Annotated in this window: 8 protein-coding genes; 7 read left to right on the forward strand and 1 reads right to left on the reverse strand. The window is 41.7% G+C overall.

The window, feature by feature from the left end:
• Window positions 1-1,051 precede the first annotated feature (1,051 nt).
• Window positions 1,052-2,188: a hypothetical protein gene (locus tag GWD08_RS06635; RefSeq protein WP_159549452.1), complete on the reverse strand. Its 1,137-nt coding sequence runs from the start codon at window positions 2,186-2,188 to the stop codon at window positions 1,052-1,054.
• Between the two features lie 190 nt (window positions 2,189-2,378).
• Here GWD08_RS06635 and ruvB point away from each other — a divergent pair, with 190 nt between their 5' ends.
• The 7 genes from ruvB to adhP all read left to right on the forward strand — a co-directional run bounded on the left by ruvB (window position 2,379) and on the right by adhP (window position 13,727).
• On the forward strand, window positions 2,379-3,374 hold the full coding sequence (gene ruvB / locus GWD08_RS06640; RefSeq protein ID WP_159549455.1) for a Holliday junction branch migration DNA helicase RuvB: 996 nt from the start codon (window positions 2,379-2,381) through the stop codon (window positions 3,372-3,374).
• An 864-nt stretch (window positions 3,375-4,238) separates the two neighbouring features.
• Complete coding sequence (locus GWD08_RS06645; protein WP_159545880.1) at window positions 4,239-4,676, forward strand: low molecular weight protein-tyrosine-phosphatase; 438 nt, start codon at window positions 4,239-4,241, stop codon at window positions 4,674-4,676.
• The gene (locus GWD08_RS06650; RefSeq protein WP_159564877.1) at window positions 4,666-5,103 is read left to right on the forward strand and encodes an MORN repeat-containing protein; all 438 of its coding nucleotides are present in this window, start codon (window positions 4,666-4,668) and stop codon (window positions 5,101-5,103) included. Before GWD08_RS06645 ends, GWD08_RS06650 begins: the two co-directional genes overlap by 11 nt.
• Window positions 5,100-6,881, forward strand: a complete 1,782-nt coding sequence (locus GWD08_RS06655; protein ID WP_159564879.1) for an acyltransferase family protein — start codon at window positions 5,100-5,102, stop codon at window positions 6,879-6,881. The genes GWD08_RS06650 and GWD08_RS06655 overlap by 4 nt, the downstream gene beginning before the upstream one ends.
• Before the next feature lie 733 nt (window positions 6,882-7,614).
• Window positions 7,615-8,574, forward strand: coding sequence for an LPXTG cell wall anchor domain-containing protein (locus GWD08_RS08860; RefSeq protein ID WP_280114353.1), 960 nt, complete (start codon window positions 7,615-7,617; stop codon window positions 8,572-8,574).
• Between the two features lie 1,006 nt (window positions 8,575-9,580).
• On the forward strand, window positions 9,581-12,229 hold the full coding sequence (gene adhE / locus GWD08_RS06665) for a bifunctional acetaldehyde-CoA/alcohol dehydrogenase (protein ID WP_159564881.1): 2,649 nt from the start codon (window positions 9,581-9,583) through the stop codon (window positions 12,227-12,229).
• Between the two features lie 478 nt (window positions 12,230-12,707).
• Complete coding sequence (gene adhP / locus GWD08_RS06670) at window positions 12,708-13,727, forward strand: alcohol dehydrogenase AdhP (RefSeq protein ID WP_159564883.1); 1,020 nt, start codon at window positions 12,708-12,710, stop codon at window positions 13,725-13,727.
• Window positions 13,728-13,829 lie beyond the last annotated feature (102 nt).

Raw genomic sequence — 13,829 nt, forward strand, 5'->3', positions numbered from 1 at the left:
ATAGTAAGATAATGGCTAGGATAGCCTTTTTAGTTTGCCTGAAATTTGTCAAAGTTATTCCAATCAGCATAATGAAAGTAAAAGAAAAGACAAACTGGAGGTTTAGACCAGTTTGTCTTCAATCTGACATGACATTAATGTCATGTTTAAATAAATGAATAAGTAATATAATAGCTTTAGAAATATAATTAAGGAGGTACCAAATGAAAATAATCAAAAAGTATTCTTGGTTATTACTTGCTGCGCTACTTTTTCTTGGGAAGTCAGCTGCATCAGTTCTTGAATGGTGGAGTATGGGATAACATTCACATGGATAACTTTGTGATTAAATAGACTTAACCATCAACTTTAAAACTTTTAAAAAATATAGACAAAGTACGCTTCTAACTTATAGAAGCGTACTTTAACTACAGCAAACCTACAGCGGAGACAAACTTACAATTAGAAATTTGACAGCATTTTAGGATGTTGGAATTTGTATAAAATAATGAAACTATTATTAAAATAAATCTTCTAGTAATACTTTATAGTGGTTTGCGATCAGATGTCTTACTGATTGATGCCAACTAGCATATCCCACGATTGTAGAGAGGGCATTTAATAGCTAGGCGGACGATTTCCCCATAGCTATTATGGTAGGAAGAGATGATAATCGGTGGAAGGCCTTGCTTGACTGGACTAAAGGAGTCAAGACCAAGTGAACCTTTCTAGACGTCTTATCCATCACTAAATAGATAAGACCTCAAGCTAAGATTGGACTAACTTGAGGTCTTACCACTTTAATAAGGCTGATTATCAACTGTAGGGGAAATGAAGAACACAGACGAAGAGAAAATCTCCCTGCTTCGTTTTTGTGCTTAGCTATGAATCACTTCCTACTGAAATCAGCCAGACTTTCGTGACAGGTTTTATAACTATATTAATTTAAGGTTACATAATTCTAATTTACTATTTGAGAGAATGGAGCTCAATTTGTGTTCCTAAACATTTTTGCTCAGCCAATTCCTGAGAAAAATTATTCATCTTACTTTTTTGTTGGCTGATAAAAGAGTTAAGATGGCTGCTGATCTGTAGCTGTTGCAAGGGTGACAACAAATTGTTGAGTAGCTGGGTCATAGTTTGCCTGATCAATGTAGTAAGTCTGTCCGTCTTTTCCTGTAATAACAGGCTTACTTCCGTCCCAAGAGATGGCCTGCTTGTCATTAATGGCTTGAATCTCACCTATTTGGGTAACTTGTTCTCCATATTTAAATTGGGCAGGATACATTGCTATTTGTGATTCATCAAAGTAAGGGCTATCTTGTTTTTTAGGGGCGACCACATATTCTTCAAGGATGGCATCGCGATTCACTTCGTGTGTAATGGTTCCTGCTTTATCACGGCTTATCTGTTGAGGTCTGTTTTTTACATGATAAGTAAAGGCTGCAGGGTTCTCACTGTTGTAAAGCTTAATTTCTTTACCCATATAATCTGTCTCGTGGTCATAGTCTTCAACTAGGGTTGTTTGCTGGCGTTGTGTGATTTGATAGCCATCAAAATCCTTGTTTTCAGCAACCAGTTTTTTGGCAAAATTAACAAACTCTAAGGATGAAATCTCACGATTAATAGCTAACGTATCAATATCATTATGGGTATAGGTCCTAAACTCTTTTAGCTCGTTTGTTTTGGGATCTTTAGTGAAAAATTTAGCGCGGTAACTCAATTTGACAAATTGGGCAGGGTTATGGATAAAGTCAGCTGCTCTTTTAAGCTTAATTTGCCCAAGGAGGTTATATTTTTGCTGGGCTGTTTTGTACTTGGGTTCAAGCACAATAATCTCCTGGTTTAAATCATAGGTACGTTCCCGGTCACTCAGCTTAGCATTATAGGCCAGATTATCGACTTCGATAGGAAAATCCGGTCTAAGTCCTAGTAACTTATAATTAATGGCATTGACAATCTCTTGTTTTTCAATCTGATGCGGACTTGTGAGTGCTAAATCAATAAAGGGAATCCTAATCAGATGAGAGGGGTAACCATCAATGATGCCATCAACATTAATCGTAATAAAGTCGCCTGTTGGCTCAACTGGGCGATGATCAGTCATATCATCGCCAGACGAAATAGCTGCGACGGGTGCGAGTGGAAATCCTAGCAAGATCAGTAGGCTAACAAATACAGTGGTTAGGGTTAGGCAAATCTTTTTCATTTGTAGTTCTCCTAAAAAATCAAAAAGGTGAAAGTAGGGAGTAAGAACACAGATATGAGCTTTTTATCTTAGATATGGACACCACCTCCTTAGGAATAAACCGATTATAGCATAGAGATAAAATTAAATATTCTGATTTTTTACAATTTGAATACTATTGAAAAAATAGAATTCATGATATAATAATTACATGACAAGATTTTTAGATAGTGATCAGCGAGCCGATGAAGAGCTGGTTGAGCGGACGCTGCGCCCGCAATATTTAAGAGAATATATTGGTCAAGACAAAGTTAAAGATCAATTGAGTATTTTTATTGAAGCTGCAAAACTGCGAAATGAATCTTTAGACCATGTACTATTGTTTGGCCCTCCGGGCTTAGGGAAAACAACCATGGCTTTTGTGATTGCAAATGAACTTGGTGTTAATCTTAAGCAAACTTCCGGACCAGCTATCGAAAAAGCTGGTGATTTAGTGGCAGTGCTTAATGATTTGGAGCCAGGAGATGTTTTATTCATTGATGAAATTCATCGAATGCCGATGGCTGTGGAAGAAGTGCTCTATAGTGCGATGGAAGATTTCTACATTGACATTATGATCGGAGCAGGTGACAGTAGCCGAAGTGTTCATCTTGATTTACCCCCCTTTACCTTAATTGGAGCAACGACACGTGCAGGAATGCTTTCTAATCCTTTACGTGCTCGGTTTGGTATCACAGGTCATATGGAATATTATCACGACCTAGATTTGACGGAAATTGTTGAGCGGACAGCTACCATTTTTGAAATGGAGATTATCCATGAAGCAGCACTTGAATTGGCTCGGCGAAGTCGAGGAACACCAAGGATTGCTAACCGTTTGTTAAAGCGTGTTCGGGACTACGCTCAGATTATGGGTGATGGGGTGATCACGGCAGCGATTACAGATAAAGCTTTAGAAATGCTTGATGTTGATCATCAAGGCCTCGATTACATTGACCAAAAGATTCTACGTACCATGATTGAGATGTATAATGGTGGGCCAGTTGGACTAGGGACCTTGTCTGTCAATATTGCCGAAGAACGGGATACCGTCGAAGACATGTATGAGCCCTATCTCATCCAAAAGGGGTTTATTATGCGGACACGATCTGGCCGTGTGGCTACTGAAAAAGCTTACCAGCACTTGCATTATCCTTATCCAAAATAAAATATAACAAAATGGGATACTTGCTAAAAAAGCCTAAACAGCAAGCTTTGAACGTCTTATCAGAGCTGGCTTTAGAAATGAGCTGTTTTTTTTCTGTTAGAGGGTGCAAGTGCCAAATGTCCCATCTGACAACATTTGGCTCAAGGGCTTAACCTTGTCTGTCACAAACGCTAGTAAGACCATCAGACCGCGAGAAGGTAAAAGGGTGGTGAGCCTGTTTTATTAGCATGTGGTTGAGTCTAACTTGTTTTTCTGTGAGCTGCTGTATGAGTAAATCCCTAGAACGCCCGCTTCAACTTTTTGTTTGCTTTTGATAGAAATAACTAATAGCTGCTGCCTTGCCTTTTGCAAGTGGTAGCTTTTTTGGCTTCAACAAGGGCTTGGGGCGGTGCGACTCTGCCCCAGTTTTTTAATCAACTATGCTGGCGCAGCTTAATGTTTATAAAGAAAGGCCTAGCCCCTCTGTGAGTTAGGGAATTACCAAAAAAGGTCAGGCTTTAAAAGAAGAGAGATTGCCAAAATAGCTTTGCTAAAAATTACGGAGTAAGCCTATAACCCTAAAATCTTGATTCACAATCTGCTTCGCTTTTGGGAGTGTGAGCAAGCAATAGGGAAAACTCTCCTCTAAAGCAGTGAGGACTCAGCTATCAAGCTGGTCTGGTGTGGTTTTAATCTATTCAAATGCCAATTGTCACCTGTGGCATTCTAAAAATTGGGCCTTCCCAAACCTCCAATCTGAAGTCGGTTTGCTCTTACGTCCTGTTTGAAAAACAAATGGGTATTTCTTGTAGGAATTGCCAAAAAAATCAAAGCTTTTGTCAGACCTTGCTGACATTTCTGTTATAATGTTTTATGAGGTGTAAAATGAAGAAAGTTTGCTTTGTTTGTCTGGGAAATATCTGTCGCAGTACGATGGCAGAATTTGTCATGAAATCTTATATAACGCATCAAGGTATTGTGGTTGAAAGCCGCGGGACCTCTAACTGGGAGCATGGGAATCCCATCCATCACGGGACCCAAGCGATATTAACGAAGTACGAAATTCCATATGACCCGACCAAGACCTCACAACAAATTAGCCAAGCTGATTTGCAAGAGTTTGATTATATCATCGGGATGGATCAGTCGAATGTTGAGGATTTATATGCCATAGCTTCGCCTAAAGATGCCGCAAAAATTGCTCTTTTTAATCAGGCGGGTGTGCCTGATCCATGGTATACAGGTGATTTTGAGGAAACTTATGCCTTAGTGACAAAAGGCTGTCAAGAATGGTTAGAAAGAATTGAAACGGATGAAAAGTGAAAAAGGGCTAAAGCAGTTCAAAGATAAATGGCAAGCTTTCGCTAGTAGCAATTGGCTCCAAGTGACACGGGTACATGTAGAAGTGCTTTCAATAATAATAATTGTTGCCTGTGGGCTGTCAGTGTTGACATTAAAGACAAAATCACATGCCGCATTGACCTATGATAAGGGAAAAATAACCTATACAGGCTATGTGGTCAATCATCGGATGAACGGACAGGGTAAGTTGGTGTATGCTAATGGCGATACCTATACAGGTGATTTTGTTAACGGTACCTTTGATGGTCAAGGCGCTTTTCAAGCCAAAAATGGCTGGTACTACAAGGGTGAATTCTCTAATGGCGAACCTAATGGTCAAGGTGTCCTAAAAGCAAAAAACAACAAAGTATATAAAGGAACGTTTAAACAGGGGATTTATCAAAAATGAGAATAAAATGGTTTTCATTCATTAGGGTAGCAGGTCTAACACTGGTCTTACTTTACCATTTTTTTAAAAATAGTTTTCCGGGTGGGTTTATTGGCGTTGATGTCTTTTTCACCTTTTCGGGCTATCTTATTACGGCTTTGCTGATTGATGAGTATGCGACAAAGGAAAAAATAGATTTGATTGGCTTTTACCGGCGGCGCTTTTATCGGATTGTGCCACCGTTGGCCTTAATGCTCTTGCTTGTCATTCCCTTTACTTTTTTGGTCAAGCGTGATTTTGTTGCAGCTATTGGCGGTCAAATGGCGGCAGCTATTGGCTTTGCGACGAATTACTATGAGATCTTATCTGGTAGTAGTTATGAGAGTCAGTTTATCCCTCATCTCTTTGTACACACTTGGAGTTTGGCGATTGAAGTGCATTTTTATGTCTTGTGGGGCTTAGCAGTCTGGCTTTTAGCCAAGCAAAAGCGGGGACATAGTCAATTTCGGGGGCTACTCTTTATTATTTCCAGCTTTATTTTTGGGATTAGCTTTTTGACAATGTTTGTTAGAGCCTTCTTTGTGGGTAATAACTATTCCTTGTTGTATTTCTCTAGCCTATCACATATTTATCCTTTCTTTTTGGGAGCGATGTTTGCAACTACGACAGGGATTAGGGATACCACTATTCGTTTTCAAAAAAATGTTCGTCTGTGGCCGCGTAAGTATGTCATTGCAGCGATGGTGGGCGCCTTTGCTCTACTATTTGTTTTGACACTGGGGCTTGATTTTAACCATCGGACTACTTATCTTTTTGGTTTTGTGTTGGCCTCATTATTTACGGCAATCATGATTTATGCAGCCCGTGTCTTGCATGAGCAAACACCTCAGATTGATGAGCCAGTAATTGTCACTTATATTGCAGATATAAGTTATGGGATGTATCTTTTTCACTGGCCCTTTTACATCATCTTTTCTCAGTTGATGGTCAACTGGCTGGCGGTTATTTTAACCTTATTCTTTTCAGTTTTATTCTCGAGCCTATCTTACTATGTTCTTGAGCCCATTATTGCTGGGAAGAAGCCAAGGATATTTGACTATGAACTTGATGTTCGGACTTATCAGCCCTGGTTGATTCTAGCGGCTACGGTCTTGTTTGTTGTGTTGCTGGGTCGGAGCGCGACAGCTCCACAAGTCGGCCAGTTTGAGCAGGAGCTATTGGTCGGAACCCTGCAGCAGAATCAAAGTAAGCTGAATCGCACCCATACTTTGGCAGCTGGCGATGCCAATGCTTTGAGTGATATTAGTATTATCGGTGATTCGGTAGCCCTTCGTTCGAGCGATGCCTTTTCACGTTTGATGCCGGCGGCGCAGCTAGATGCGGCGGTTAGTCGGAATTTTGTGCGGGCTTTTAGTATTTATGACAATCGTATTAAGAATAAATCGCTTTCAAAAACGGTAGTCCTTGCTGTCGGTGTTAATTCTTTAGACAATTATAAGGCAGATCTTGAGGCGTTTATTGATAACTTGCCAAAAGGGCATCGTTTGGTTCTAGTCTCGCCCTATAATGCTAAAAACTTAGCCCAGGTGGCTGAAGTGCGGAATTATGAACTGCAACTAGCTAAGAAATACTCTTATGTTGGCCTTGCCGATTGGTACAAGGTCGCTGTTGAAACTACTGATATTTGGGATGGGAGCGATGGTGTGCACTACAGCAATGCGACGCCAAAAGGAGCGGAGCTCTATGTGTCCACTATTCAAAAGGCGATTCAAGAAGTTGCTAAGCATCAAGCAAAATAAGCCCATGCTGCTTTGAACTGCATCATCTGCTGAGCAAGCTGTTTAAAAAACTAAAACGTGCTCAGGTGTGGGAAGCTAGTGACTTTTACCAAAATAGACGAGAGCTAACGGCCAGGCCAGTAGGGGAGCAGATAACAAAGGAGGAGACAATAGCAGAAGCTCACTGAACAAGTCATCGTTTGATGGCTTTTTCAGTGGGGTTTCCGCAAGCGACCTTCTTTGTTTTTGTTTTAAAAAAATTGAACCTTTAGATAGGGTGTTTTTAACAAAAACAGCCACAGATTCTGATACAAAAACCACAGAGGACGGCTTTTGTATGATAAGGTCACGAATAATAGAAAGTACATTCCTGTGACCTTCAAATCATATTCCCATTCCCTTATAATACTCTGAGTGAAATACTCATTAAGGAGAAGAATTTCTAATTTATAGGGAAGAAAGAGAGAAATAGAATTGAAAAGTAATCCTAAACGCCTCGATCGTCTAGTCTGCCGCTACGGACTCACCACCGCCGCAGCCCTTTTAGTAACCCTCGGGGGGGGTAAGTGTTAAGGCGGAAAATGGTGGATTACAAGATCATCTAGCTCAGTTAAATGCAACTTTTCTTAAATTACCTGATGTAGAGGGAAATTTAAGCCCAAGAAACCAGTTTTTACGTACATTCGGTAATACTTATAAAACAGATGATATATATGCTTACTTACTCAAATTAGAGACTTTTTTAAAGACCTATTTGACCGACGAAATAAATCTCTATCAGCTAACGCATTCTGATTTGCAACGAATAGAAAAAATAAAACAAACTCCGGGTCCCCAAGGACCGACAGGCCCTACTGGTCCGCGTGGTCCTGTTGGACCACAAGGCCCCCGCGGCGAGCGGGGGCCGCAAGGAAACGCTGGTGAGCGTGGTCTTCCTGGTGCTAAAGGCGAAGCCGGCCCACAGGGTCCTCGTGGAGATAAGGGTGAAACTGGTGAACGTGGTGCAGTCGGTCCCCAAGGACCAGTTGGACCTGAAGGGAAACCAGGTCATGATGGCGCTCAAGGCCCACAGGGTAAAACTGGTCCTCAAGGAGAACAAGGTATCCAAGGTCCTCAAGGTGAAGCAGGTCATGATGGCGCACCTGGTGTTCAAGGTGAGCGTGGGCCTCAAGGAGAAATCGGCCCTAAGGGTGACCAAGGTATCCAAGGTCCGCAAGGTGAGGCCGGTCATGATGGTAAAGACGGCCATGATGGCGCACCTGGACCAAAAGGCGAAAAAGGTGATCGTGGTGAGCAAGGCCCGCAGGGAGCACCACAAATCCCTGACAAGCCAGAAGTTGATCCACCACATACACCTGATCAACCTCACGTACCAGAGGTGACCCCTCAACCTCAGCCTGCGCCAGAACGTCCACACGTTCCTCAGCAACCTGAGCAGCCTCAAACTCCTACTCCTAACCAACCAGAACAGCCTAGTCAACCTAAGCAAGAACCACAAGAGCAACAACCAGCTCCAGCTGACACTAATAACCAACCTAAGGTAGCGCAACCAAGAGCTCAGGTTGCACCAGCAACCGTTGTTGCTCCAAAAGCTCAACACTTACCAGCAACCGGTGAGAAGGCTAACCCGTTCTTCACCGCAGCTGCGCTAGCTGCCATGGCTAGTGCCGGTGTCCTCGTTTATCAATCCAAAAAAGAAAAAACAAACGCCTAAAACTAATCCTATTAAAAAAACCACATCCACTACACATAAACAAAATTGGGTTGACAGCTAACAAGGACACCAACTAGCCACTTATCGTGCAGCAAGAACTGCCAGTATGCCAGTAAAAGGAAAGTTCATTGTCAACTGTAGTGGGTGACTTATAGCTAAGCACGAGAAGAGACAATAGCAAAAGTCTATTGAAAAAGTCATCGTTTGATGGCTTTTTTTGCTACACTAAAGTTGAGATGATGGTATGCTTGATAGTCAGTTGATTTTAGCTATTAGTCCCTATTCAAAGGCCTTTTGCAAGCCGATTTACCAGTATTCAGAAAAAGAGATTAAGGTAGGGTTTCCTAGTAAACCTTAAGAAGATACTATTGAAGCTAAATTAAGCTATACACAAGAATGAATATCAGTCCTAGAAAAGCACGAAGCCTTGACCACTCTGCCTGTTGTTTTACAAAAATTAAATTACCTTAAAGAAACTGTGGAGGATGACTGAGAGCACTTGGAATCTTTCTGTCAAAGAAGAGGCAAGAATTGCTCATAAGTCAGCGAATAGTTCCTTTTACGGGTCTTTGTGGTGGGGGAGATTCCCATTACAAATGACAAAAAATAATAGTGCTAAAATGATAGAGAGCCTGAAAACATCGGGACTAGAGCAAAGCAAGCTGTCTAGGTATAGTAGAAAAGGCGTCAAAGGCTGGCTACCAGTTTTTGATACTGGCATAAGGTGGATATAGTTGGCTGATACTGCTGTCAGCTGTTCAAAAGTGCCGAATTTAAACCTCATTTAGCCAAAAATAAAGGCTTTTTGCCATTTTTATTGATTTGATTAAAGGCTTTAGCTTAATTTTATGTGAAAAGAAAATGGAACTGGTGGTGGAAAATTGAAAGTTTGAAAAAAAGTTCACATTTTATTGTGAAACTATTTACAAACTTTCTTTTTATGGTATACTATTTTTGTAAACGAATTGTGAAACTTTTAACAATCTTATTTTAAGAGGAGAATCAAATGGTGGAACAACAAATGTCGCCTGAACAAAAACAACAAGAAGCACAAGCACACGTTGATGAACGCGTCCAAAAAGGTTTGATTGCCTTAGATGCCTTTCGACAATTAAATCAAGAACAAGTGGACTATATTGTTGCTAAGGCTTCGGTGGCTGCCCTTGATGCCCATGGTATTTTAGCTAAACATGCAATTGAAGAAACAAAACGGGGTGTTTTTGAGGACAAAGCAACTAAGAACTTGTTTGCTTGTGAACACGTGGTTAACAACATGCGCCACACTAAAACTGTTGGTATCATTGAAGAAGATGAGGTTACAGGGTTAACACTGATTGCTGAACCAGTTGGTGTGATTTGTGGTATTACGCCGACCACCAATCCGACTTCAACCGCCATTTTTAAATCATTGATTGCCTTAAAAACACGCAACCCCATTATTTTTGCCTTCCATCCTTCCGCTCAAGCATCATCGGCTCATGCCGCACAAATTGTGCGTGATGCAGCGGTTGCAGCAGGGGCGCCAGAAAACTGTATTCAATGGATTACTAAACCTTCTATGGAAGCAACCAATGCCTTGATGAATCATGATGGTATTGCCACCATTCTTGCTACTGGTGGAAATGCGATGGTGCGAGCTGCTTACTCTTGTGGGAAACCTGCTCTTGGCGTTGGTGCTGGTAATGTTCCGGCCTATGTTGAAAAAAGCGCTGATATTCGACAAGCTGCTCATGATATTGTCATGTCCAAATCCTTTGATAATGGAATGGTGTGTGCTTCTGAGCAAGCTGTTATTATTGATAATGAGATTTATGATGCTTTTGTTGAGGAATTCAAATCCTATAAAACATACTTTGTTAATAAAAAAGAAAAAGCTCTGCTTGAAGCATTTTGCTTTGGTGTCAAAGCAAACAGCAAAGATTGTTCAGGTGCCAAATTAAACGCTGATATTGTTGGTAAACCAGCAAGCTGGATTGCTGAGCAAGCAGGCTTTACAGTGCCAGAAGGCACCAATATCTTGGCAGCAGAATGTGCACAAGTTGGCGTACAAGAACCCCTTACCCGTGAAAAATTATCACCAGTTATCGCTGTTCTTAGGGCAGAGTCAACTGAGGATGGTCTTAATAAGGCCCGGCAAATGGTGGAATTTAATGGCCTAGGCCACTCAGCAGCTATTCATACCAAAGATAGTGCCCTAGCCAAGCGTTTTGGTACCGTCATGAAAGCTATGCGGATTATCTGGAATTCTCCGTCAACCTTTGGTGGAATTGGCGATGTTTACAATGCTTTCATTCCATCATTAACACTTGGTTGTGGTTCTTATGGCCGTAACTCTGTAGGAGATAATGTTAGTGCCATCAACCTCTTGAACATTAAAAAGGTAGGAAGACGTAGAAATAATATGCAATGGTTTAAGGTTCCTTCAAAAACATACTTCGAACGTGATTCTATTCAATATTTACAAAAAGCGCGTGATGTCGAACGGGTCATGATTGTGACAGACCATGCTATGGTTGAGCTTGGTTTCTTAGATCGTGTTATTGAGCAACTTGATTTGCGCCGTAACAAAGTGGTTTATCAGATTTTCTCAGATGTGGAACCAGATCCTGATATTACAACCGTTCAAAAGGGAACCGAGCTTATGCGGACCTTCCAGCCAGATACCATTATTGCTCTTGGTGGTGGTTCTCCAATGGATGCAGCTAAGGTTATGTGGCTCTTTTATGAACAACCTGAGGTTGACTTCCATGACCTTGTGCAAAAATTCATGGACATTCGTAAGCGTGCCTTTAAGTTCCCTGAACTCGGTAAGAAAACCAAATTCATTGCTATTCCAACAACTTCTGGAACCGGATCAGAAGTAACACCCTTTGCCGTTATTTCTGATAAGAAAATTAATCGTAAATACCCTATTACAGACTACTCATTGACACCAACGATTGCGATTGTCGATCCATCCTTAGTGATGTCAGTTCCAGGCTTTATTGCTGCTGATACTGGTATGGATGTTCTTACCCATGCAACAGAAGCCTATGTATCTCAAATGGCTAATGATTTTACAGATGGCTTAGCCCTACAAGCAATCAAGATTGTGTTTGATTATCTGGTGCGTTCTGTAAACGATGCTGATTTTGAAGCGCGTGAGAAAATGCACAATGCTTCTACCATGGCTGGTATGGCCTTTGCTAACGCCTTTTTGGGTATGAGTCACTCTATGGCCCACAAAATCGGTGGGGTCCATCATACCGTGCACGGCCGCACCAACGCCATCTTGTTACCATATGTCATCCGCTACAATGGTACGCGCCCTTCTAAAACCTCAACCTGGCCAAAATACAATTATTGGAAAGCTGATGAAAAATACCAAGACATTGCTCGCTTACTTGGCCTGCCAGCTTCCACACCAGAAGAGGCAGTGGCATCTTACGCCCAAGCTGTCTATGACCTAGGTGTTGCAGTTGGTATTAAGATGAACTTCAAAGATCAAGGCATTGACGAAAAAGAGTGGATGGATAGCCTGCATGACATTGCCCTGCTGGCTTACGAAGATCAATGCTCACCAGCCAACCCACGCTTACCAATGGTAGCCGACATGGAAGAAATTATGGCCGATGCCTACTATGGCTATGCCAAACGCCCAGGCCGCCTCAAATAAGGGCGTTGGTTACTATAATGCAAGTAGAGTCAGCAAGGACAAGGGTGCTGGCTCTTTTGTGTCATCGCGCTGCAGTATTGCTTAAGGTCAGCTAGGAGCCGATAGTCTACATCAAACCTTACAACTCCTAGCTTGCGCTCTTTTGAATTGGCTTTTTCTGTGGAAATGCTAGCTAAGCAGACTTGCCGCTTGCTACCTTTACGCAACAGCTAAGCGGACCAGCTCTTTTTGCTGTCGTTAGGTGCTGACTTTTTAGTCGCACCTTTTCTTTGTGGGATTTGCGTCGGGCGCTAAGCAGATAAGTTTTAGAGAGATTAGACGGTATTGTTAACTGGTAAAGTATATTTTCAGAAAATTTCAGTAAGAATAACTAATTTTGTTGACAGAGTATGTGAAATAAAGTACAATGTATTTGGAAAACGGTTACAAACGATGTTATAGCCATAACCATTTGTATTAACATTAAGGAGGGATTGTTATGAAAGCCGTAGTTGTTAACAAAGAAGGTACTGGAGTTGAGGTTGTAGATCATGAACGACCAAAGGTAGGCCATGGTGAAGCACTGGTTAAGGTGGAATATTGTGGGGTCTGTCACACCGATTTACACGTTGCTCATGGTGATTTTGGGAAAGTGCCAGGTCGGATCTTAGGACACGAAGGTGTTGGTATAGTAGAAGAAATTGGTGAGGGGGTCGATTCACTTAAAGTAGGTGATCGTGTCTCTATTGCTTGGTTTTTTGAAGGTTGCGGCCACTGTGAGTATTGTACCACAGGACGTGAAACGCTGTGCCGTAGTGTCAAAAATGCTGGTTACACCGTTGATGGTGGAATGAGTGAATACGCCTTGGTTACTGCTGATTATGCAGTAAAAGTACCTGAAGGTCTTGATCCTGCCCAAGCATCCTCCATTACCTGTGCAGGAGTTACTACCTACAAAGCTATCAAAGAAGCTGGAGCAGCTCCTGGTCAATGGATTGTTTGCTTTGGTGCAGGTGGTCTAGGTAACTTGGCAGTACAATATGCCAAAAAGGTCTTCAATGCGCATGTGGTTGCAGTGGACATCAACAATGATAAATTAGCCTTAGCAAAAAAACTTGGTGCGGATCTTGTGGTTAACGGCAAAGAAATCGAAGATGTTGCAGCCTATATCCAAGAAAAAACAGGTGGCTGTCATGGAGCAATCGTGACAGCAGTCTCCAAAGTTGCTTTCAATCAAGCCATTGACAGTGTGCGTGCGGGTGGTACAGTCGTTGCCGTTGGCTTACCATCAGAATATATGGAACTTTCAATTGTGAAGACTGTTTTAGATGGTATCAGAGTAGTTGGATCACTAGTTGGGACACGTAAAGACTTAGAAGAAGCCTTTGCCTTTGGAGCTGAGGGCCTTGTGGTACCAGTAGTCGAAACTGTCGGTGTGGATACTGCTCCTCAAGTCTTTGATGAAATGGAAGCAGGCAAAATTCAAGGCCGTAAAGTTTTAGATTTTACCGCTCTCTAACACAGCTAACGTCAGTATCAGCTTTTAGCTTGTAAGGACAGTGCTAAAGTATCAATGGTAGTTTTCTTCCTATTAAAATAGTCAGTTATCAGTTTTTTGGAA

The sequence above is a fragment of the Streptococcus halichoeri genome (assembly GCF_009870755.1).
GTDB classification, from domain to species: domain Bacteria; phylum Bacillota; class Bacilli; order Lactobacillales; family Streptococcaceae; genus Streptococcus; species Streptococcus halichoeri.